16 protein-coding genes and 1 tRNA gene are annotated in these 20,696 nt (G+C 71.9%); 10 read left to right on the top strand and 7 right to left on the bottom strand.

Annotation, left to right across the window (positions count from 1 at the left end; translation table 11 throughout):
• Nucleotides 1-61: 61 nt before the first annotated feature.
• Nucleotides 62-2,803: a pyrophosphatase gene (locus tag I8D64_RS11280; RefSeq protein ID WP_200502811.1), complete on the top strand. Its 2,742-nt coding sequence runs from the start codon at nt 62-64 to the stop codon at nt 2,801-2,803.
• Between the two features lie 63 nt (nt 2,804-2,866).
• Here I8D64_RS11280 and I8D64_RS11275 read toward each other — a convergent pair whose 3' ends face one another.
• Nucleotides 2,867-3,445, bottom strand: coding sequence for a TetR/AcrR family transcriptional regulator (locus tag I8D64_RS11275; protein ID WP_200502810.1), 579 nt, complete (start codon nt 3,443-3,445; stop codon nt 2,867-2,869).
• 180 nt (nt 3,446-3,625) lie between these two features.
• Here I8D64_RS11275 and I8D64_RS11270 point away from each other — a divergent pair, with 180 nt between their 5' ends.
• Both I8D64_RS11270 and I8D64_RS11265 read left to right on the top strand, forming a co-directional pair.
• A complete protein-coding gene (locus I8D64_RS11270) occupies nt 3,626-4,060 on the top strand; it encodes a hypothetical protein (protein WP_200502809.1) in 435 nt (144 codons plus the stop codon).
• A gap of 68 nt (nt 4,061-4,128) precedes the next feature.
• On the top strand, nt 4,129-5,562 hold the full coding sequence (locus I8D64_RS11265; protein WP_246482983.1) for a sugar porter family MFS transporter: 1,434 nt from the start codon (nt 4,129-4,131) through the stop codon (nt 5,560-5,562).
• Between the two features lie 119 nt (nt 5,563-5,681).
• Here I8D64_RS11265 and I8D64_RS11260 read toward each other — a convergent pair.
• Nucleotides 5,682-5,755 (bottom strand) — tRNA-Gly (locus tag I8D64_RS11260).
• A gap of 134 nt (nt 5,756-5,889) precedes the next feature.
• On the opposite strand from I8D64_RS11260, the gene dcd reads away from it, so the two are divergent.
• The 3 genes from dcd to I8D64_RS11245 all read left to right on the top strand — a co-directional run bounded on the left by dcd (nt 5,890) and on the right by I8D64_RS11245 (nt 9,735).
• Complete coding sequence (dcd, locus tag I8D64_RS11255; RefSeq protein WP_200502807.1) at nt 5,890-6,534, top strand: dCTP deaminase; 645 nt, start codon at nt 5,890-5,892, stop codon at nt 6,532-6,534.
• A 31-nt stretch (nt 6,535-6,565) separates the two neighbouring features.
• A complete protein-coding gene (locus tag I8D64_RS11250; protein ID WP_200502806.1) occupies nt 6,566-7,420 on the top strand; it encodes a hypothetical protein in 855 nt (284 codons plus the stop codon).
• A gap of 152 nt (nt 7,421-7,572) precedes the next feature.
• The gene (locus I8D64_RS11245) at nt 7,573-9,735 is read left to right on the top strand and encodes an HNH endonuclease (protein WP_200502805.1); all 2,163 of its coding nucleotides are present in this window, start codon (nt 7,573-7,575) and stop codon (nt 9,733-9,735) included.
• 54 nt (nt 9,736-9,789) lie between these two features.
• Here I8D64_RS11245 and I8D64_RS11240 read toward each other — a convergent pair whose 3' ends face one another.
• The 5 genes from I8D64_RS11240 to iolD all read right to left on the bottom strand — a co-directional run bounded on the left by I8D64_RS11240 (nt 9,790) and on the right by iolD (nt 16,453).
• Entirely contained in the window at nt 9,790-11,028 is a 1,239-nt protein-coding gene (locus I8D64_RS11240) for a Gfo/Idh/MocA family protein (protein WP_343068547.1), read from the bottom strand.
• A gap of 5 nt (nt 11,029-11,033) precedes the next feature.
• Nucleotides 11,034-11,918, bottom strand: coding sequence for a sugar phosphate isomerase/epimerase family protein (locus I8D64_RS11235; RefSeq protein ID WP_200502803.1), 885 nt, complete (start codon nt 11,916-11,918; stop codon nt 11,034-11,036).
• Nucleotides 11,919-11,935: 17 nt separating this feature from the next.
• Complete coding sequence (locus I8D64_RS11230; RefSeq protein ID WP_200502802.1) at nt 11,936-12,907, bottom strand: TIM barrel protein; 972 nt, start codon at nt 12,905-12,907, stop codon at nt 11,936-11,938.
• Between the two features lie 38 nt (nt 12,908-12,945).
• The gene (locus tag I8D64_RS11225; RefSeq protein WP_200502801.1) at nt 12,946-14,439 is read right to left on the bottom strand and encodes a CoA-acylating methylmalonate-semialdehyde dehydrogenase; all 1,494 of its coding nucleotides are present in this window, start codon (nt 14,437-14,439) and stop codon (nt 12,946-12,948) included.
• A gap of 76 nt (nt 14,440-14,515) precedes the next feature.
• Complete coding sequence (gene iolD / locus I8D64_RS11220; RefSeq protein WP_200502799.1) at nt 14,516-16,453, bottom strand: 3D-(3,5/4)-trihydroxycyclohexane-1,2-dione acylhydrolase (decyclizing); 1,938 nt, start codon at nt 16,451-16,453, stop codon at nt 14,516-14,518.
• 423 nt (nt 16,454-16,876) lie between these two features.
• Here iolD and I8D64_RS11215 point away from each other — a divergent pair, with 423 nt between their 5' ends.
• From I8D64_RS11215 to iolC, 4 genes are all read left to right on the top strand, one after another.
• Nucleotides 16,877-18,070 (top strand): Gfo/Idh/MocA family protein, encoded by a 1,194-nt coding sequence (locus tag I8D64_RS11215; RefSeq protein ID WP_200502797.1) that lies wholly within the window; start codon nt 16,877-16,879, stop codon nt 18,068-18,070.
• A 47-nt stretch (nt 18,071-18,117) separates the two neighbouring features.
• Nucleotides 18,118-19,122 (top strand): sugar phosphate isomerase/epimerase family protein, encoded by a 1,005-nt coding sequence (locus I8D64_RS11210; RefSeq protein WP_200502795.1) that lies wholly within the window; start codon nt 18,118-18,120, stop codon nt 19,120-19,122.
• Nucleotides 19,123-19,164: 42 nt separating this feature from the next.
• Nucleotides 19,165-19,554 carry a tautomerase family protein gene (locus I8D64_RS11205; RefSeq protein WP_200502793.1) on the top strand — a complete coding sequence of 130 codons (390 nt, stop codon included), beginning with the start codon at nt 19,165-19,167 and terminating at the stop codon, nt 19,552-19,554.
• 108 nt (nt 19,555-19,662) lie between these two features.
• The gene (gene iolC / locus I8D64_RS11200; protein ID WP_200502791.1) at nt 19,663-20,688 is read left to right on the top strand and encodes a 5-dehydro-2-deoxygluconokinase; all 1,026 of its coding nucleotides are present in this window, start codon (nt 19,663-19,665) and stop codon (nt 20,686-20,688) included.
• Nucleotides 20,689-20,696: the final 8 nt, after the last annotated feature.

Genomic DNA, 20,696 nt, shown 5'->3' with positions numbered 1-20,696 from the left:
TCCGTCAGGAACGATACGACGGGCCCGTCCTCTCGGCCCGTCCCACCAGGCAGGAGACCCCGTGGAGTTCATCACCGACTTCGCTCTCGGAGAGGACAACGCCGTCCTGCTCCTGGTGCTCGGCGTGCTCGCCGTCGCCGCGATCGTGCTCGGCGCGATCATCCCCCCGCGCCTCGCCCATCACGGCGCGGCCGTGGCCCGGCGCCGCGCGGAGTCCCGCGCGAGCCGGAAGGGGGCGGCCCGCGCGTCCGCCGCCGGGAGCGACGCAGGAGCCACCGTGAGCTCCGCTGGGGACACCGAGAGCGCCGAGGACCTCGAGGCGCGCGAGGCGGAGGAGGGCATCGCCCCGGCCGACGAGGACGACCCCGACCTGCTCACCGAGGAGGACTCGGACACCGGCGACCCCGCGGTCGACCGCGACCTGGGCCGCCGACTGGGCTCGCTCGTCACCACGGCGACCGTCGTCGCCGGCTGGGTGGGCGTGCCCGCGGGTCTCCTCCTGCTGCTCGTCCCCGGCTCGACTGACGTGCGCATCCTGCGCATCGGCTTCTTCCTCATCGGCCTGATGGCCGGAGCGCTCGCCGCCTGGCGGGGGAGCGGGATGATGATGAGCGCCTTCGGGATCGCCCCGAGCGACCGCCCGCGCGCGATCTCCCGCTTCGGAGGCCTGTTCGTCGCGACGGCCCTGGGCATCGGCGCACTGCCCGTCGCGCTGTCCGTGTACTTCATGCGCGAGGATGCCGCCTCGCCGATCATCGCCTACGCCGCGGGTGCGGCCGTCTATGCGCTCGCCCTGCACGCGATCGCCTCCCTCGCCCACGGCACGGGGCATGCCGCGACCATGCTCGTCGGCTCCGACGAGAACGAGATCCACGCCGAGGACGAGACCAACCCCGGCGGCCCCCACCTGCGTCTCGCGCAGCTGCTGCGCCGCGGCCCCGCCCGCGCGGCCACCCTGGTCGCGCTCACGGCGGCCCTCGCGGCGGCGGGCATCCGCGTCTCCGTGCCCGTCTTCGCGACGCACGGTCTGGGCATCACGATCCTGGCCCTCACGGTGGCCGTCGCGGTCGCCCTCGTCGTCGCCCTGTTCCCGCACACCGGCCGCGAGGGCCGCGAGCGCACGGCCCTGCGCGCCGGGCAGCTCGTGCCGGCCCTGCTGGGCGTCGGCGGGATGATCGCGGGCGTCGCGCTGTGGCTGCCCTCGAGCTACCAGAACCTGCGCTTCACCGCCGTGGGCATGGGCAGCTTCACCGACAAGGCGCTCACGGGGTCCGACTCGCCGGTTCCCCGCAGCGACCTGCAGAGCCAGATCACCTCGGCGATCTCCGACATGTCGCAGTGGATCACCGCGACCGACGAGTCGCACTACGCGAACACCTTCCTGGACACCCTCACCCTCTATGGCACGCACCCCAATGCGCTCGCCGCACTGGGTTTCGCCCTCGGCGCCGTGATCACGCTGCTCGCCCAGCTGCTCGCCGCGCGCGTGCTCGACCCGCACCAGGCCGCCTCGCTGCGCGCCGCCCGCAGCAGCCGCACCGGCGGCGCCCTCGGCGCGATGACGGTGCTGGGCACCGCGGCCCTCGCGGCCGCCGGCGTCCTCGCGCTCGGCGCGCTCGTGCTGGCGGTGCTCGCGGTGCTCGCCGAGGGCGTCCCGGCCCTCGCCCTCTCGCTCGTGGCCTTCGCGGGCCTCGGCGGACTCGTGGTGATCGCCGCGAGCGCCGCCCTGCACACCTCGGGCGCCTTCGCGGACCGTCCCGGCACGGCCGAGCCGTGGCGCGATGCGAGCCGCACCGGCGGCGCGGAGACCGCCGTCGGCGTCCAGCTGGTCGCGGCCCTCGCCGCCCTGCCCTTCCTCGCCACGATCGTCACCGCGGTCGCCGGCGCCTCGCGCGCGAAGAGCGTCTGGGAGGACCGCGCCCTGCACGCGATGACGCCCGACTCGGTCGCGGTGCTCGGCGGGATCGCCCTGGGCGTGGTGACGATCGCCCTGATCGCCTCCTCGCTGCTGCACGGCCTGCGCCGCCTGGGCGTCGCCGCCGTCGTCGAGACCCGCGCCGCGATCCTCGACGGCCGCGACACCATGGACTTCGACGACCTCCCGCTCACCTCGCGCCGCGCCGCCCTCGCGCCGGTCGCGATCGCCGCGCTGATGCCGGTGGTCGCGGGCTTCGGCCTGGGCCCGTCGGCCCTCCCGGCCTTCGTCGGGACCCTGGTGCTCGCGGCCCTCGCGACGGCCGTCGCCTCGACGCTCGCCGCGGGCCTCGGCACCTCCTCGGTGCGCGTCATCGAGAGCGGCCGCTACGGCGGCCCGGGCTCGTGGGGCCATTCGGGCGCGCTCGGCACCACGGTGCTGATGGGCGGGCTGCGGAACGCCCTGGGCACCTTCATCTCGATGGGCGCGCTCGTCGGCTCCCTGATCGGCGTGCTCTCGGTGGCCTCGATGATCAACGCGATGATCGACGGCACCAACGAGTTCCTGCGCTGGGGCGTGGCGCTCGTGGCGCTGCTCGCGCTCGGCGCCTGCTGGCTCTACGAGATCACCGCCCCGCAGACGGACCTCGAGGACGACTTCGGGGAGAGCTCCAAGCCCCTCTTCGCTCGTGTCGAGGATGACGGGGAGGACACCGCGGACTCGACGAACCCCCTGCTCATGGACTGGGCGGATGACGACGAGGAGGACGGGACCGATGCGTCCGACGGCGTCGGTGCTTCCACCGGCTCCGCCCGAGCGGGCGCGGCGGCGGCCTCGGGCTCGTCCCGTCGGAAGAAGAAGGGACGCGGCGCGAAGAAGAAGCGCTGAGCGCGGTGCCCTGACCGCGGTGCCCTGACCCGGTCCCGCCTCAGGCGCCCGCGTCGGGCGCTCTCAGACGCTCGCGCCGAGCGCCCTCTGGATGAAGCGCACGAGCGCGGTCTCGTCGGTCCCCGGGGGCAGGGTGCGGCCGATGAGCATCGCGTTGATGATGCGCAGGCTCGCGTCCACGTCCAGGTCGGCGCTGAAATCGCCGGAGGCGACGCCGTCGTCCAGGATCGAGTGGAGGACCTTCTCGATCAGCACGACGTGCTCGCGCATCTTCCGGGCGATGTCCGGGTCGAGGTTCACGCGCCCGCGCGTGCTCGAGAGGTGGAAGGACGTGCTCAGGCCCAGCTGGGTGCGCACGTAGAGCTCGATCGCCTCGACGGGCGTGGAGGCGCCCTCGATGCCCTCGCGCAGCTGGTCGAGGTAGTCACTGGTCTCGTGCATCGTGTACTCGACCAGGAGCGTGTCCTTGTCGGGGAAGTGGTTGTACATCGCGGTGCGGCCCACACCGGCGACGGTGGCGATGCGGGAGAACGTGATGTCCTCGAAGGGCTCGGTCTCCATGAGCTCGCCGAGCGCGGAGAAGATCTTCTCGCGCGTCCGCTCGCGATGCTCCTCCAGGGAGCCTCCGATGATCTTGGGCATGGACATATTCTTGCACCGTGTCAGCTCGATCCCGGCTCCTTCGGTGCACGGAGCGCACGGAGAGCTGCCCGTGAGCTCCCGGGGAGACTCCGGTGAGCGCCCGGAGAGGGGCTGCGAGCGGCGGCCGTCGGGCCTCGCATCGATCCGCCATCGCGCGCCCTGCGCCGCTAGAATCGACGCGTGATCGACGTGGACATCGCCCGACGACTGCGGGACCTCGGCCTCCTCTGGGAGCCCGCCGAGGGGGACCGCTTCACCATCGACGTGCCCGACCTGCGGGAGCAGACCTTCATGCTGTCCTCGATGGTCGTCGAGCCCGGTCGCGGCCGACGCGGCGAGCCCCTCTTCACCTTCAACGGCACCACGGAGTGGGCCCTGGACTCCATCGAGGAGGACGAGGCGGTCTGGATCCCGCGCGAGGACCAGCTGCGCGAGGCCCTCGGCGAGCACTTCGCGCAGCTGCGCTGCGAGCGCTCCGTGTCCGGGGACCTGGTGCACGTGGTGACGCTGTCCGGACCCGAGGAGTCGCGCGAGATCCGCGCCCGGAAGGTCGAGGACGCCTACGCGGGCGCACTGCTCGTCCAGCTCGAGGAGCGTTCGCACGGCATGTCCTGACAAAAGATTCCGTCTGAGGTAGTGTCGTTCCGTCTCGAAGGACGACGACGCTGTCGGAAGGACGGAACATGTCGGGTCATGAATCCCGGAGGGATCTCACCTCGGGCACGCTCCCCGGTCGCATGCGGACGATCGCGACCATCGCGACGTTCGGCGGACTGCTCTTCGGCTACGACACCGGCGTCATCAACGGCGCCCTGCCGTCGATCCGCAGCGACCTGCAGCTGACCAGTCTCACCGAGGGGCTCGTGGCCTCGATCCTGCCCTTCGGCGCGGCCTGGGGAGCGGTGTTCGGCGGCCGGATCGCGGACCGCTTCGGCAGGCGCCCCTCGATCGTCGGCCTCGCGGTGGTCTTCGCGCTCGCGACCATCGGCTGCTCCCTCGCGCCGAGCGCGGCCGTCCTCGCGCTCTTCCGCTTCGTCCTGGGCCTCGCGGTCGGCGGTGCGTCGGCGATCGTCCCTGTCTTCCTGGCGGAGATGGCGCCGACCCATCTGCGGGGGCGCGTCGTCGCGCAGAACGAGTTCATGATCGTCACCGGGCAGGCTCTCGCGTTCATGATGAACGCCCTGCTGGCGACGCTCATGCCGGAGACCGGGCACGTCTGGCGCTACATGCTGTCGCTCGCGACGCTCCCGGCGATCGCGCTGTGGATCGGCATGCACGCGGTCCCCGAGTCTCCCCGGTGGCTCGCGCGGGCGGGACTCTACGACCGCGTCCAGGAGGTGCTGCGGGACATCCGCGGCGACGCCTACAGCTCCGACGAGCTGAGCGAGGTGCGCGAGCTCGCGCGGGAGGACTACCAGGCCGCATCGGGGACGCTGCGCGACATCCTCGTCAGCCCCTGGATGCGCAGGATCCTGGGCATCGGCCTCGGGATGGCGGTGATCAACCAGATCTCGGGCATCAACGCGATCCAGTACTACGGGGTCAGCGTCCTCGAGAGCGCCGGCTTCGGCGGCAACGGCGCCTTCTACGCGAACATCATCCCCGGTCTGGTGGGCGTCGGAGCGGTGGGCCTCGCGATGGTGCTGCTGCGCACCGCGCGCCGCAAGCGGATGCTCCTGACCGGGCTCGGCGGCACGATCTGCTCCCTCACGTGCTTCGCCCTGGCCTTCCAGCTGATCCCCGAGGGCAGCCCTGCGCGCCCCTTCGCGATCCTCGCGTGCATCGTGGTCTTCGTGGGCTTCATGCAGTGCTGCATCGGCACGGTCACCTGGCTCTACCTCTCGGAGATCTTCCCGCTGCGCGTGCGCGGCGCCGGGATGGGCCTGTGCACGTGGGTGCTGTGGATGTTCACGTTCCTGGTGGGCCTCACCTTCCCGGTGCTCGCCGAGGCGATCGGCGCCGGTGCCACGGTGCTCATCTTCGTCGCCCTGCAGGTGGTCGCCTTCATCTGGGTGTGGCGGGTGGCTCCGGAGACCAAGGACCGCACGCTCGAGGACATCGAGCAGGACTTCCGGCGCAGGCACGAGGACCGGAGCGAGTCCGCGACGGCGTCCTGACGCGCGGCCGCGGGCTCGCCCGTGCCGCGCCCATGCTGCGGCGGGTGCTGCGACCGGAGCGGCTGACGGTCGCCACGACGAAGGCCCCGGTGATCACTCACCGGGGCCTTCTCATCACATGGAGCGGGTGACGGGAATCGAACCCGCGCTGTCAGCTTGGGAAGCTGAAGTTCTACCATTGAACTACACCCGCGCATCCTCCTCGACCTGCGGGAACGTGCCCGTCGGCGAGTCGAACGGGATCCAGCATAGCGTGCGATCCGCGCCGGTGCGAAACCGTCCGCGGACGCTGCCGTGCACGTCACGCTCGCCCGATAGGGTTGCCCCGTGCTGCTCAGCGACAACGACATCCGCGACCAGATCGACAGCGGTCGGGTGCGACTGGACCCGTTCGACGCCTCGATGGTCCAGCCCGCGTCCGTGGACGTGCGCATCGACCGCTTCTTCCGGCTCTTCGACAACCACAAGTACCCGATGATCGACCCGGCGGTCGAGCAGCCGGCGCTCACCCGCGAGGTCGCCGTCGACCCCGAGGAGCCCTACGTGCTGCACCCGGGGGAGTTCGTGCTCGCCTCGACGTACGAGCAGGTCACGCTCCCGGACGACATCGCCGCGCGCCTCGAGGGCAAGAGCTCCCTGGGGCGCCTGGGGCTGCTCACCCATTCGACCGCGGGCTTCATCGACCCGGGCTTCACCGGCCACATCACCCTCGAGCTGTCGAACATGGCGACGCTGCCGGTGGCGCTGTGGCCGGGCATGAAGATCGGGCAGCTGTGCTTCTTCCGGCTCTCGTCGGCCTCGCAGAACCCCTACGGCAGCGAGGGCAACCTCAACCGCTACAGCGGGCAGCGCGGGCCCACCGCCTCCCGCTCGCACATGAACTTCCACCGCACGCTGATCCCCGTGGACCCGGAGAATCAGGTCGGCCCGGAGAATCCGGTGAGCACGGCGGGGCCCGACGATGGCGAGTGAGCCCGGCGCGGGCGCACCAGGCACCCGCGCGATGACCTCGCACCGGCTCCAGCTGCCCCACGGCACGCCCGCCGAGGCCGTCCTGACGATGGTCCGCAACGTCGTGCCGGATGCCCGGCTCGAGGACGGGGGCATCGACATCGGCGGCGGCGCGGTCCTCGTCGAGGACGCGCGGCGTCCCAGCCGCTGGACGCTGCGCACCCCGCGCGTGCGCGACAGCGAGCCCGCCGAGGACCTCCCCGATTCCCACGGCTACGGCCGCGCCTTCGCGGACGGCATGCCCTTCGGCGACGAGCGCGAGGCCCTCGATCTCGCCTGGTCGCTCGCGCGCCGGCTCGACGGCGCCGTGGTCACCGATTCGCACGCACGGCTCGAGCCGCATCCCTGTCACGTGCGGGACCTCGTTGTGACCAGCCCGAACGCGCTGCTCGCGCAGGATCTCCTCGCGCTCGTGCAGTCGGTGGAGCCGGGCGCGGAGCTCGTCACCCCTCCGCCCGAGGCCGACACCACCGGGTACATGCTGCGCATCCCGATCGGCGACCCGGACGATGCGTCCCGGATCGCCACGACGGGTGCCGGCTCGGTGCTCCTCGCGCCGTCGGCCGACGATCCGCAGGACGAGATCCTGCTGCGCGTGGGCCCGACCTCCCGGCCGACGGCGCTCGAGGCGCTGCCCTGGCTCGAGGACGCGGTCGACTACGAGATCGTGCACGAGATGCTCGACGAGCTCGATGCCGAGATCGACGTGCCCGACGATGCGACCGCCGCCCGCTGGACCGAGGTCTATCGCAGGATCGGCCTGCTCGCGGGCCTGATCGTGGAGACCGTCGGCGGGTACATCGTGGACCTCGAGGGCTTCCTCGTCGATCCGGCTGACCTGGTCTGATCCGAGGGTGCCGGGCGGCGCGCGTCGGGTGCCGGGCGGCGGGTGCCGCGCGTGCCTGGTGTCGCCCGCTCCCCGGCAAGTGATGCAGCTCACATTGGCGGGAGTCCACAGCGACCCTTCGTTTGTCGGTCCCCCCGAGGAGCATGGGTGCCATGGACGACGAAGACCTCGGCGCGCACGGCGCGACCGCACCTGGGACGGACGGCATCGCCGCCCGCCCAGCCGCGGTGCCCGCGCGGCCGGGAGCGTCGGATACGTCGTCTCCGATCAGTCTTTCGGCCGACGGGGCAGTGCTGCTCCGTTCCGCGTCGGACGGCAGCACGGACGACGCACGCACCATCGACGCACGCGCGATCGACGCGGGCAGGATCGACGCAGGCACCATCGACCTGCGCGAGACGACCGGGGCGATCGCCGACGCGGCGCTCATCGGCCCGGCGGCCCTCGAGGCAGCCGATCTCTCGCGCGTGCTCGTGGGCATCGACGAGATGCGCTCGGCCCTCGCCGCGCTCGAGATGCGCACCATGTCAGAGCTCGACGATGCGATCCGCGCGCAGGACGTGCGCGCGGGCCTGCCCGTGAGGGACCAGGGCCGGCGCACCACCGGCGAGATCCAGATGGCCTCGCGCATCTCACCGGCCACGGCCTCGAGGAGACTGCGAGCCGGGCAGCGGATGACCCGCGAGATGCCCCGCGTGTTCGAGGCCCTCGCGCGCGGAACGATGCAGGCCGACGCCGGATACGCCGTCGGCCGCTCCGTCGGGCCCGTCGAGCCCGAGCTGCGCGGCCACGTCGACGACGTCCTCGCCGAGCACCTGCCCGATCTCGACGGCTCGACTCCCGCGCGCTGGTCGCAGGAGGTCGGTGCGCTCGCCCAGAAGCTTGACCCGCGCGGCGGACCGGAGCGCCACAGGCGTGCCGCGACGCAGCGCGGCGTCACCGTCACCCCCGGTGCACACGGCATGGGCACCGTCACCGCGGTGCTCCCCGGCCCCGACTGCGCCGCGATCCGCCGCAAGCTCGCCCTCGCCGCCGAATCCCTGCAGGTCCAGGGTGACGAGCGCACGCACGGCCAGCTCATGGCCGATCTCTTCGCCGACACCCTGCTGGGCCGCGACGAGACGATGGACCCGGTGCACTTCGCGATCAACGTGGTGATCTCCGAGCGCTCCCTGTTCACGCCCACACACGGGGAGCCCGCCGTCGTCGAGGGGTACGGCCTGGTCGAGGCCACGCAGGTGCGCGACCACGTGCTCGACCAGCGCTTCCCGGAACGGCGCACCGCCTCCGGCCGGCCCCTCGCCGGCTCGGTCCATGAACAGGGAGCCGCCTCGGGGCCTGAGCATGTGCACGGAGCCGTCGCAGCAGACGGAACCACGGGCCTCGGTGCTGGTCACGACCGGCAGCACCCGTCGGCACCCCTGCGCCGTCAGTCCCTCGACATCATCGACATCATGCGCCGGGACCGAGGCGCGCCACCGCTCCTCACCGGCGAGAGCGGCGCGAGCGGCGCGCCACCGCACCCGGCACCGGCGGCGTCCCAGAACCCACCACCCCCGCCTGCAGAGGTCCGGAACCCGCCCTCGCGCGAGCAGATCGAGCACGACCTCGCGCGCGCGGAGCAGCAGATGGGCGATTCCCTGCGCCGCGTCTTCACGCACCCGACCGCGGGCGAGCTGATCGCGATGGACTCCCGCTCGCGCGCTTTCCCGGAGGGCCTCAAGCTGTATATGCGCCTGCGGGACGTCAGCTGCGTGGGCCCGTACTGCGGTGCGCCCATCCGCCACGCCGACCACATCCGGCCGTTCGCCGAGGGCGGGCCGACGAGCGCCACGAACGGCCAGGGCCTGTGCGCGCACTGCAACCTCACGAAGGAGGCGCTCGGTCGCGTCGAGCACGCGCCGTCGGCCGACGGCAGCCACCGCGTGGCCTGGACCAGCCGCCTCGGCGCCACGGCCACCGTCACCCCGCCGTCGCTCACCGGTCTGCCCCTCGACCCCGTGAAGATCCCCGGCACGACGAGGACCGGGGCCGACGGACGGGCCCCCATCCGCAGCCGCCGCCATCTGCGGATGCTCGTCGAGGGGGAGGACCTGCCCGCGCGTGACCCCTACGCGGGCCTCTCCCCGGAGGACGAGGACCGGATGACGGCCGCCGCCCTCGCGAGCTTCGGACCCGACGACGAGGACTTCGAGGAGCGCGGAGCCCAGGGACCACGCCTCGTCGACGAGGTCGAGATCCTCGAGGAGCTCGACCGGCTCGACGCGCTCGGCCGGCCCGACGAGGACCTCGGCGCCCTCAGGGACTCCGCATGACGCCGCACCCGACCCCGACCCTGAACATGCACCAGTCGGCGCGGCCGGGCGCGATCACGCGCCCCAGGTGGTCCCCTCGACCTGCGGCACGTCGACCCAGCTGCGCGAGGACGCCGAGCGCACGATCGCCTCGGTGACCTCCGCCGCGGAGAGACCGTCGGCCGTGTTCGGAGCGGCGCCCGAGCGGGCGCCGTCGTCGACTCCGCCGATTCCGCCGACCACATCCGTCAGGAACTGCGCGCACTCGATCGCCTTGAGGTCGTCGAAGCTCATCGGGATGCCGGGACCCGGCTGGAAGCGTCCGTAGTCGCCGTGTCCCGCGCCCGCGAGGACCGTCGTGTACCCGTGCTCGAGGCCGCCGTCGCCGATCATCACCTCGAACTCGTTCATGCGGGTGAAGGACCAGCGCGCCGACCCCTCGGTCCCGTAGACCTCGAGGGCGTAGTCGCTGCGATGCCCGCGCGCCACGCGCGAGGACTCGAGGGTCGCCCGGGTGCCGTCCGCGAGGGTCGCGAGAGCCGCCACCCAGTCCTCGTTGCCGACCGCGCCGCGCTCGGTCCCGACCTCGACGGCGCCGTGCCCCACACCGGCCGACGTCGGGATCGGACGCTCGCGCAGGAACACGTCGGTCGCGGCGCTCACCTCGGCGATGCCCTGGCCCGTCACGTAATGGACGAGGTCCGCGCCATGGCTCAGGAGGTCGCCGATCACGCCGGCACCCGCCCGCGAGCGGTCGTAGCGCCAGGTCAGCGGGCCGTCGGGCGAGGAGGCGTAGTCGGCGTAGAGCCAGCAGCGCACGTTCGTGATCCGCCCCAGCCTGCCGGCGGCGACGAGGGCGCGCAGGTGCTCGACGGCCGGAGCGTGCCGATAGTTGAAGCCGACCGCGGTCGCGACGCCCGCCACGCGGGCCGCCTCGTGGATCTCGCGGCTCTGCGCTGCATCCACGCCCATCGGCTTCTCGATCCAGAACGGCCTGCCGGCACGGGCCGCCGCGCGCGCCACCTCCCGGTGCAGGAAGTTCGGCGTCGCGATCGACACCACGTCGACCTCCGGATCCGCGAGCATCTCCCCGACGTCGTCCACCGCGCGCTCGAACCCGAACTGCGCGCGCGCCGCGCGCTGGTTGTCGGGCAGCGGGTCCGCCGCGCACACCAGGCGCGGCGCGAGGCCCAGCTCCGGATAGCGCGCGGCCAGGCCCCGGTACGAGCTCGCGTGCAGTCGGCCCATCCAGCCCAGGCCCACGACGCCCACCCCGAGGGGGCGCGGGCCGTTCTCCGCGTTCTTCGTTCCCACCGCCATCACTCCCCTCCCAGCTCGGTGAGGATCCGCTCGCGCATGCGGCGGTTGATCGCGTCGGCGTCCTCCTCCCAGCCGAACACGCACACGGACACCGATCCGTCGTAATCGCGCTCGCGCAGGGCGGAGAAGGCGTCGTCCCAGTCGATCTCGCCGTAGCCGATCTCGTTGTGCTGGTGCACGCGGGCGTCGACACCGGGCGGGTTCACGATGTAGCGGTTGCCCACGTTCGCGGTGTGGTCGAAGACGTCGGCGACGTGCAGGTGGCGCAGGCGATCGCCCGCGTAGTCGAGCATGTCGCGCACGCTCGCGCCCGGCGCGCCCGGTGCCCCGCCGCCCAGGTGGAAGGCGTGGGGGAAGCAGAACTCGTAGTTGAACCAGTCCCGGTCCACGCCGCGCACGATCTGCACCGCGCGCTCGTTCGTCTCAGCGAAGTCGTACGGGTGCGCCTCGACGGTGCACTCGATGCCGTAGCGCTCGAAGTCGGGGATCAGCTCCTCGACGGAGCGGTAGAACTGCGACTCGCTGCGCCGCGGCTGGTTCGGGTCCCCGGAGAGCTCGGTGGCGATCATCGGCACCTCGAGGGCGTCGGCGATCTCCAGCAGCCGCCGCCAGTTGCGCACCTGCGCCTGACGCTCCTGCTCATCGGGGTTCGACCAGTCGAAGACGGGGTTGAACGTCCAGATGCGCACCCCCGTGTCCTTCATCGCCTGTGAGACCTCGGCGATCTGGTGGCGGTCCACCTTGGGGTAGTGGTGCCACTCGTGGAAGTCGGCGCGCGGGGACAGCTCGATGTACCGGAAGCCGAGCTCGGCCGCCTTGTGCACCTCCTGCGCGACGGACATCTGCGGGTGGTACATGCTCGGATCCAGCAGGACCTTCACCATGGGGCGTCTCCCTCGTCTCAGGCGTGCTTCAGGCCCAGGCCGCACTCGGCCAGGAACTCGCGGGTCTTCACGGCATTGGGCAGGGGCAGCGACGGATCGCAGGGGTAGAGGTCCTGCTCGCAGATCACGTAGAGGTCCCTGTCGAGCGTCGCGAGCTTCGCCACCAGGTCCTTCATGTCGGGCAGCCCGGCGGGCGGACGCACCGAGGCGCCCTTCGCGACGGCCTGCCCGAAGGGCCAGTCCTTCTCGTGCGCCTCGCGGGTGATGTCGGCGTCGAAGGCCTTGATGTGGACGTAGCCGATGCGGTCGGGGTACTCGTCGATCATCGAGATCGGGTCGCCGCCGCCGTAGACGACGTGCCCGGTGTCCAGGCAGAACGAGACCAGCTCCGGGTCCGTCGCCTCGAAGACGCGTGCGATCTCCTCGGGCGTCTCGATGTGGCTGTCTCCGTGAGGGTGCAGCACCATCGTCAGCCCGTAGTCCTCCTTGAGGATGCGGCCCAGCTCGTTGGCGTGGGTGACGTAGAGCTTCCAGGCCTCGCCCGTCAGCTGCCGGTCGTCCGTGAACTCCCAGGTCTTGTCGTCGCGGTACAGAGGGGGCAGGTGCACCATGTACTCCGCGCCGACGGCCGCGTGGGTCTCGGCGATCGCCCGGAAGGTGCGCTCTGTCTCCGGCCAGGCCTCCTCCTTGTGCAGGATGCCCCAGCCGGTGCCCGCGACCACGCGGAAGCCGTGCTCGTCCATGACGTGCTTCAGGTCGGCGGCGTCCTGGGGGAAGTACCCCCAGGGGCCCGTCTCCATGACGGAGAAGCCGGCCTCGGCCATCTCCGCGAGCGCAGTGCGCCAAGGGATCTGCTTCTCGTCCTGGGGGAACCACACGCCCCACTGGTCCGGGCACACGCCGATCGTGAGGCGGTCGAACGGCGCCTCGGGGTTGTGCGAGAGGTCGGCGGTCGCCGGAGTGGGCGCGGGGGAGGGCGCAGAGGTCACGGGGTCATCTCCTTCGATGGGGGCGGCTGGAGCCGAGATCAGTCGTGCGTCGGGAAGCTCATGGACGCCTCGACGTGCTCGTCCTGGCGGGGCCAGCGCGAGGTGACCGCCTTCTGCTTCGTGTAGAACTCGAGGCCCTCGGGTCCGTGCGCGTGGTGCTCGCCGAACAGCGAGTCCTTCCAGCCGCCGAAGGAGTAGTAGCCCACGGGGGTCGGGATCGGCACGTTGATGCCGACCATGCCCACCTGGACCTCCTCCTGGTAGCGGCGCGCGTAGTGGCCGGAGCCGGTGAAGATCGCGGTGCCGTTGCCGAAGCGCGAGGAGTTCACGAGCTCGATGGCCTCGTCGAAGTTGTGGACGTGCATGACCACGAGCAGCGGCCCGAAGACCTCCTCGGTGTACGTGGGGTGGTCGGCGGGGAGGTCGGTGACGACCGTCGGCCCCACGAAGTTGCCGTTCTCGAAGCCCTCGACGACCAGACCGCGACCGTCGACGACGATCCGTCCGCCGGCCTGCTCGGCCTCGTCGGCCATGCGGATGACCCGCGCGCGGGCGTCCTTCGTGATCACCGGCGGCATGTCGGTCGCCGGGTCGGAGCCGGGGCCGACGGTGAGCTTCGCGGCCTCGGCGGTGATCGCCTCGAGGAAGGGCTCGTGGGCGTCGCCGACGGTCACGGCGACCGGGACGGCCATGCAGCGCTCGCCCGCGGAGCCGAAGGCGCCCGAGGCGACCTGCGCCGCCGCGAACTCGACGTTCGCGTCCGGCATCACCACGGCGTGGTTGTTCGCGCCGCCGAGCGCCTGCACGCGCTTGCCCGCGGCCGACGCGGTGGCGTGCACGTGCTTGGCGATCGGGGTGGAGCCGACGAAGGAGACCGCGGCGATCTGCTCGTGCGTGCACAGCGCGTCGACCGTGTCCTTGCCGCCGTGGACGACCTGGAAGACGCCGTCGGGCAGCCCGGCCTCCTGGTAGAGGCGCGCCACGATGTTCGAGGCGGAGGGGTCGCGCTCGGAGGGCTTGAGGATGAAGGCGTTGCCGGTCGCGATCGCGATCGGGTGCATCCAGAAGGGCACCATCGCCGGGAAGTTGAAGGGGGTGATGCCGGCGACCACGCCGAGCGGCTGGCGGAAGGTGAACCCGTCCACGCCGGTGGAGACGTTCTCGGAGAAACCGCCCTTGAGGTCCTGGGTGATCGAGGTGGCGAACTCGAGGGTCTCCTGGCCGCGGGCGATCTCGCCGCGGGCGTCGGCGACGGTCTTGCCGTGCTCGCGGGAGATGACCTCCGCGATCTCGTCCGTCGCGTCGATCAGCAGCTGGCGCATCCGGTACATGATCTGGGTGCGCTTGGCGAGCGAGACCTTCGCCCACTCGCGCTGGGCGGCGACGGCGACCTGCACGGCCTGGTCGACGGTGCTCGCGTCGCCCAGGTGCAGGGTCGCGATCTCCTCGTTCGTCGCCGGGTTCAGGATGGGCTGGGTGGAGCCGGTGCCCTCGGCCTCGCGGCCGTCGATCCAGTGCTTGACGTCGGTCATGGTTCCTCCGTGGTGGTCTCGGGTGGAGCGGTGTTGAAGGGGGTGCTGTCGGCGGCGTGCGGGCGCGGACCGCCGGTCACAGGTAGTGGCGCTGCGGCGCCTTCTCCGCCTCGTAGCGCGCGGAGGCCTCCTGCGTGGAGCTCAGGCGGGAAACCTGGGAGACGGGCACGTCCCACCAGCCGATGCCGGGCGGGTTCGGCCCGTACAGGTCGGTGTTCACGACGATCGCGGTGGCGTGCTCGGAGTCCTCGGCCCGGCGGTAGGCGGCGCGGAAGTCGTCCGTCGAGGAGACCTCGCTGACCTCGATGCCGTACGAGCGGATGTTCGCGGCGATGTCCATCGGCAGCTTCGCGCCGTCGAGCAGGCCGGTCTTCTCGTTGCGCATGCGGTACTTGGTGCCGAAGCGCTGCGAGCCGTGGGACTCGGACAGGGAGCCGATCGAGGACCAGCCGTGGTTCTGCAGGATCACGAGGATGACCTTCACGTCCTCGGCGACGATCGTCGCGATCTCCTGCGGCGCCATCTGGAAGGTGCCGTCGCCGATGATCGCGACGACCTCGCTGTCCGGGGCCGCCATCTTCGCGCCCAGGGACGCGGGCAGCTCGTAGCCCATGCACGAGTAGCCGTACTCGAGGTGGTACTGCAGGGGAGTGCGGGCCCGCCACAGGGCCTGCAGGTCGCCGGGCATCGAGCCCGCGGCGTTGATGACGATGTCCTCGTCGCCCATGAGCTCGTTGAGGGCGCCGAAGATCTCGGTCTGCGCGGGCAGCTCCTGGTCGTGCGGCGCGAAGCAGGGCGCGCTGCGCTCCTCCCAGGCGGCGGCGAGCTCGCGGGCCCGGTCCTGGTGCTCCTGCGGGGCGCGGTAGGCGGCGGTGTCCGCCGTGAGCCCCGCGGTGAGCGCCTCGAGGCCCGCGCGGGCGTCGGCCACGAGCATCTCGGCCGAGTGCTTGGCGGCGTCGAAGGCCTTCACGTTGAGGTTCACGAAGCGCACGTCGGGGTCGCGGAAGGCGGTGTGCGAGGCGGTCGTGAAGTCCGTGTACCGGGTGCCGACGCCGATCACGACGTCCGCCTCCGCGGCGAGCGTGTTCGCCGCGTCGTTGCCCGTGGCGCCCACGCCGCCCACGCTCGCGGGGTGGTCGGCGCTGATCGCGCCCTTGCCCGCCTGGGTGTCGGCCACGGGGATGCCGGTGGCGTCCGCGAAGGCGGCCAGGGCCGCGCCCGCTTCGGAGTAGACGGCGCCGCCTCCGGCGACGACGAGCGGCCGACGGGCCGAGCGGATCACCGCGAGGGCGCGGTCGAGCGCGGCGGGCTCGGGGACGGGCCGGCCGACGTGCCAGGTGCGCTCGCGGAAGAACTCGAGCGGCCAGTCGTGGGCCTCGGCCTGGACGTCCTGGGGGAGGGCGAGGGTGACCGCGCCGGTCTCGGCCGGGTCGGTGAGCACGCGCATCGCCGCCAGCGCGCTCGGGATGAGCTGCTCGGGGCGCCAGATGCGGTCGAAGAAGCGGGAGACGGGGCGGAAGGCGTCGTTGACGGTGACGTCCATGGCGCGCTCGTCCTCGAGCTGCTGGAGCACGGGGTCCACGGCGCGGCTCGCGAAGACGTCGCTGGGCAGGATCAGCACGGGGATCCGGTCGATCGTCGCGAGCGCCGCGCCGGTGACCATGTTCGTCGACCCGGGGCCGATGGAGGCCGTGCAGGCGAGGGTCTGCAGACGGTTCTTCGTGCGCGCGTAGGCGACGGCCGCGTGCACCATGTTCTGCTCGTTGCGCGCCTGGTAGTAGGGCATCTCGGCCTCGCCGTCGGCGGGGTCGATCGCGTTCTGCAGGAGGGCCTGGCCCACGCCGGCCACGTTGCCATGGCCGAAGATCCCGAAGGTGCCCGCGATCAGCCGCTGCCGTTCGCCGTCGCGCTCCGTGTACTGGGCTGAGAGGAAGCGGACGAGGGCCTGGCCGACGGTGAGGCGGATGGTCGCGCCCGTCGGGGCTCCGCTGACGCTGTCGCTGTGCTCACTCATGCTGCCTCCGTGGACGGGACGGCCGGCCGCCCTGGGCGGTCCGGGATTCGTGCGACCGCCGGGACCGGACGACTCGGCGGTGGGTCGTGGGAACAGCATGCCGACAACCGGATGCGCATGTCAATCTTTTGTATTGACAAGCGAGATGCTGTGGCGACTTCGAGGCGCGCAGCGACATCCGCACCGATAAGGTGCGGAGCCCTGCTGATCGCTCGCGAAGAGGCCTTTCCTGGTCGGTGGTGGCGTGCTACGGTCCTCGGCTATCGGATGCGACGAGCACTTTGACCGGACAAGGAACGTCCGGCACGGTGGATCCGCGCACCGTGGCACGACGATTCCGCACCGGCCCGCCGCTCGGTTCTCCTGCGCCCCGTCGGCCGGCCGTCGACGCTGAACCCTCCGCAACCACCGGAAGGACCACCCATGACCACTGCACCCCTCTCCGTCGCCGTCATCGGAGCCGGCATGGCCGGCCGCACGCACGCCAACGCCTGGCGCCAGGCCGGCACCGTCTTCGACCTGGGCCTGCCGCCCGTGCGCCTGGCGACGATCGCCGACGCCCACCTGCCCTTCGCCGAGGACGCCGCCGCCCACTACAGGTACGAGAAGGCCGTGGGCGACTGGCGCGAGGTCGCCGACGACCCCTCGATCGACGTCGTCTCGATCGTGGTCGGCAACGCCCTGCACCGCGAGATCGCCGAGGCGATGGTCGCCGCGGGCAAGCACGTGCTGTGCGAGAAGCCGCTCGCGGGCACCCTCGAGGACGCCGAGGCCATGGCCGCGCTCGAGGCCGCCCACCCCGACCTCGTGCTGGCCACCGGCTTCACCTTCCGCCGCAACCCCGCGGTCGCCCAGCTCGCCCGGCTCGTCGCCGACGGCGGACTCGGCACGGTCAACCACCTCGACGCCCGCTACTGGTGCGACTACGGCGCGGACCCGCTGGTGCCGATCGCCTGGCGGTACAAGGGGCCGATGGGGACCGGCGCCCTCGGCGACATCGGCAGCCACCTCGTGGACACCGCCGAGCTCATCGGAGGCCCCATCGCCTCGGTCTCCGGCGCCGTGCTCACCACCTCGATCACCGAGCGCCCCGTCGCGAGCGGCGCGGTCGCGGGCGGCCGCGGCGTCACCGCGAGCGCCGACGATCCGACCGAGCCCGTCGAGAACGACGACGTCGCGACGTTCACCGCCCACTTCGCGAGCGGCGCCGCCGGCACCTTCTCCTGCTCCCGCGTGGCCTTCGGCCGGCCCAACCAGATGATGATCGACGTCTCCGGCAGCCACGGCTCGGCGAGCTGGGACCTCGCCCGCACCGGCAAGATCCGCGTGGCCGACGGCTCGAGCCCCGCGGGCCTCGGCGGCTTCCGCCAGGTGCTGGCGAACCCCGTCTTCCCGTACTTCGGCAACGGCTCGTCGTTGGCCTTCGCGGGCGTCGGCCTGAACCAGATCGAGCAGTTCACCTACCACGCCCACGCCTTCCTGCAGCAGGTCGCCGGGGTCGACGAGGGCGCCCTGCCGCCCTGCGCGAGCTTCGCCGACGGCTACCGCGAGATGCGCATCCTCGACGCCGTCGCCCGCTCCGCAGGGGCCGGGGGCGCGAGCGTCGAGATCGCCTGACCCCGCCCGGGACACACTCTTCCCACGACCGAGAGGAACCCTCCACCATGGCATTCACCTACGGCGCCTACACCGCCTGCCTCCAGGACCGCACCCTCGAGGAGGCCCTCGACGTGCTCGCGGGGCTCGGCCTCACCGGCGCGGAGGTCAACACCGGAGGCTTCATCCCCTCCCCGCACGCCCCCGTCGACCTGCTGATCGCGAGCGAGCGGGCCCGCCGCGACTACCGTACGCTCTTCGCCGACAAGGGCATGGCCCTCACCGGGCTCACGGTCTCCGGCAACCCGCTCTCGCCGCTGCCCAGCGAGGGCATCGGCCACGCCGAGGACCTGCGCCGCACCATCGAGCTCGCGGGTGCCCTCGAGGTCCCCGAGGTCGTGGCCATGTCCGGCACGCCCGGCACCGATCCCGGCGCACGCTATGCGGCGTGGATCGTGAACCCCTGGAACGGCATCGATCTCGAGATCCTCGAGTACCAGTGGTCGGTCGCCGTGCCCTTCTGGAAGCAGATCGACGCCCTGGCCCGCGAGCGCGACGTGAAGGTCGCCCTCGAGCTGCACCCGCGCAACATCGCCTTCAGTCCGCCCAGCTTCGAGGAGTTCGTCGAGCGCGTCGAGCCCACCCACATCGGCGTGAACCTCGATCCCTCGCACCTGTTCTGGCAGCAGATGGAGCCGATCGACTGCATCGAGCGCCTCGGCTCGCACATCCTCCACGTCCACGCGAAGGACACCGCCGTGCTGTCCGGGGCGGCGACCCGCGGCGTGCTCGACACCGACTTCGGCCCGGTGCCCGAGGACCCGGCCCAGCGCACGCCCACCGGCATCGGCCACTGGTGCTCGACCTGGCCGGAGGATCCCGCCTGGCAATTCGTGGCGCTCGGGGAGGGGCACGACCTCGGCTACTGGACCCGCTTCCTGCGGGCCCTCGCGGCCGTCGACCCGGACCTCAGCATCAACATCGAGCACGAGGACGCCGCCTTCGGCCGCATCGAGGGCATCGAGCGCGGGGCCCGCACCCTGCTCGCCGCCGCCGAGGCCTCGGGCGCCTGAGGCGCCCACACCGTCGAAGTACCGAGAACGAGGAGGACTCCCATGCCGCTGGTGCGGATGACCATGCAGGAGGGGCGCACGCCCCAGCAGAAGAGGCGTCTGGCCGACGTCGTCCAGGACGTCATGCTCGAGCACTTCTCGGCCCCGCCCGGTGACCGCTACCAGATCCTCGAGGAGCTGCCCGTGGGCAGCATCATCGCCGAGGACACGGGCCTGGGCATCGAGCGCAGCGACGGCGTGGTGATCATCCAGATCCTCCAGCAGGGGCGCTCGCAGGAGCAGAAGCAGGCGATCTTCGCCGAGCTCGCCCGGCGGCTGGGGGAGGAGGACCTCGTGCGGCCCGAGGACCTCATCGTCTCCGTCGCGGAGAACGGCCGGGAGGACTGGTCCTTCGGCCACGGCCGCGCGCAGTTCCTCACCGGGGAGCTCTGAGCTCCGGCCCAGACCCACTCCCGGTTCATTTGTATGGACATGGATCGCGAATCGTGGGAACATGTTGGCACGCGCAGCGTCGCACGACCGCAGAGAGGCATCAGTTCCATGGCAGCAGCAGATCTCGACATCATCACCTTCGGCCGCAGCGGGGTGGACCTGTACCCCCTCGCGGTGGGCACCGGGCTCGAGGACGTCTTCAGCTTCGGCAAGTTCCTGGGCGGCAGCCCCGCGAACGTCGCCGTCGCGGCGGCCCGTCTGGGCCACCGCCCCGCGGTGATCACCGGGGTGGGGGACGACCCCTTCGGCGGCTACGTGAAGCAGGAGCTCGTGCGCCTCGGCGTGGACGACGGCTTCGTCATCACCGCCGACGACCTCAACACCCCCATCACGTTCTGCGAGATCTACCCGCCCGACGACTTCCCGCTGTACTTCTACCGCAAGCCCAGCGCGCCTGACCTGCAGGTCCGCCCCGAGGACCTCGATCTCGCGGCGATCCGCGAGATCCCGCTGTTCTGGTTCTCCGGCACCGGGCTCTCCGAGGAGCCCAGCCGCTCCGCGCACCACGCGGCCCTCGAGGCCCGCGGCCGCACCCGCCACACGGTCTTCGACCTCGACTACCGGCCGATGTTCTGGTCCTCGGTGGAGGAGGCGCGCGAGGAGTACCGGCGCGCCCTCCAGCACGCGACGGTCGCCGTGGGCAACCGCGAGGAGTGCGAGGTCGCCGTCGGCGAGACCGAGCCCGAGCGCGCCGCCGACGCCCTCCTGGAGGCGGGCGTCGAGATCGCGATCGTCAAACAGGGCCCGAAGGGCGTGCTCGGCAAGACCCGCGACGAGCGCGTCGAGGTCGCCCCGAACCTCATCCAGGTGATCAACGGGCTCGGCGCCGGCGACAGCTTCGGCGGATCCCTGTGCCACGGCCTTCTCAGCGGCCAGTCGCTCACCGAGACCCTCACCCGCTGCAACGCGGCCGGCGCGATCGTCACCAGCCGCCTCGAGTGCTCGACGGCCATGCCGACCACCGAGGAGATCGACCTGCTGCTGGACGGCGGGGACCCCAACCACGGCCAGACCATCGACCAGATGCTCGCGGGTATCCGCTCCCGCGGCCTCGGGGAGGACGCGCAGCGATGACAGCACAC

It is taken from the genome of Brachybacterium halotolerans (assembly GCF_016623465.1).
Lineage (GTDB): Bacteria > Actinomycetota > Actinomycetes > Actinomycetales > Dermabacteraceae > Brachybacterium > Brachybacterium halotolerans.
Note: the sequence above shows the minus strand (reverse complement) of the source record. Positions and strands in the feature narration are given on the sequence as shown.

What these genes read in the sequence shown, in the direction of transcription:
- I8D64_RS11275 (WP_200502810.1), bottom strand. Translation starts at nt 3,445, where the DNA reads ATGCCCAAGATCATCGGAGGCTCCCTGGAGGAGCATCGCGAGCGGACG.
- I8D64_RS11265 (WP_246482983.1), top strand. Translation starts at nt 4,129, where the DNA reads ATGTCGGGTCATGAATCCCGGAGGGATCTCACCTCGGGCACGCTCCCC.
- I8D64_RS11250 (WP_200502806.1), top strand. Translation starts at nt 6,566, where the DNA reads ATGACCTCGCACCGGCTCCAGCTGCCCCACGGCACGCCCGCCGAGGCC.
- I8D64_RS11245 (WP_200502805.1), top strand. Translation starts at nt 7,573, where the DNA reads ATGGACGACGAAGACCTCGGCGCGCACGGCGCGACCGCACCTGGGACG.
- I8D64_RS11235 (WP_200502803.1), bottom strand. Translation starts at nt 11,918, where the DNA reads ATGGTGAAGGTCCTGCTGGATCCGAGCATGTACCACCCGCAGATGTCC.
- I8D64_RS11225 (WP_200502801.1), bottom strand. Translation starts at nt 14,439, where the DNA reads ATGACCGACGTCAAGCACTGGATCGACGGCCGCGAGGCCGAGGGCACC.
- iolD (WP_200502799.1), bottom strand. Translation starts at nt 16,453, where the DNA reads ATGAGTGAGCACAGCGACAGCGTCAGCGGAGCCCCGACGGGCGCGACC.
- I8D64_RS11215 (WP_200502797.1), top strand. Translation starts at nt 16,877, where the DNA reads ATGACCACTGCACCCCTCTCCGTCGCCGTCATCGGAGCCGGCATGGCC.
- I8D64_RS11210 (WP_200502795.1), top strand. Translation starts at nt 18,118, where the DNA reads ATGGCATTCACCTACGGCGCCTACACCGCCTGCCTCCAGGACCGCACC.
- I8D64_RS11205 (WP_200502793.1), top strand. Translation starts at nt 19,165, where the DNA reads ATGCCGCTGGTGCGGATGACCATGCAGGAGGGGCGCACGCCCCAGCAG.
- iolC (WP_200502791.1), top strand. Translation starts at nt 19,663, where the DNA reads ATGGCAGCAGCAGATCTCGACATCATCACCTTCGGCCGCAGCGGGGTG.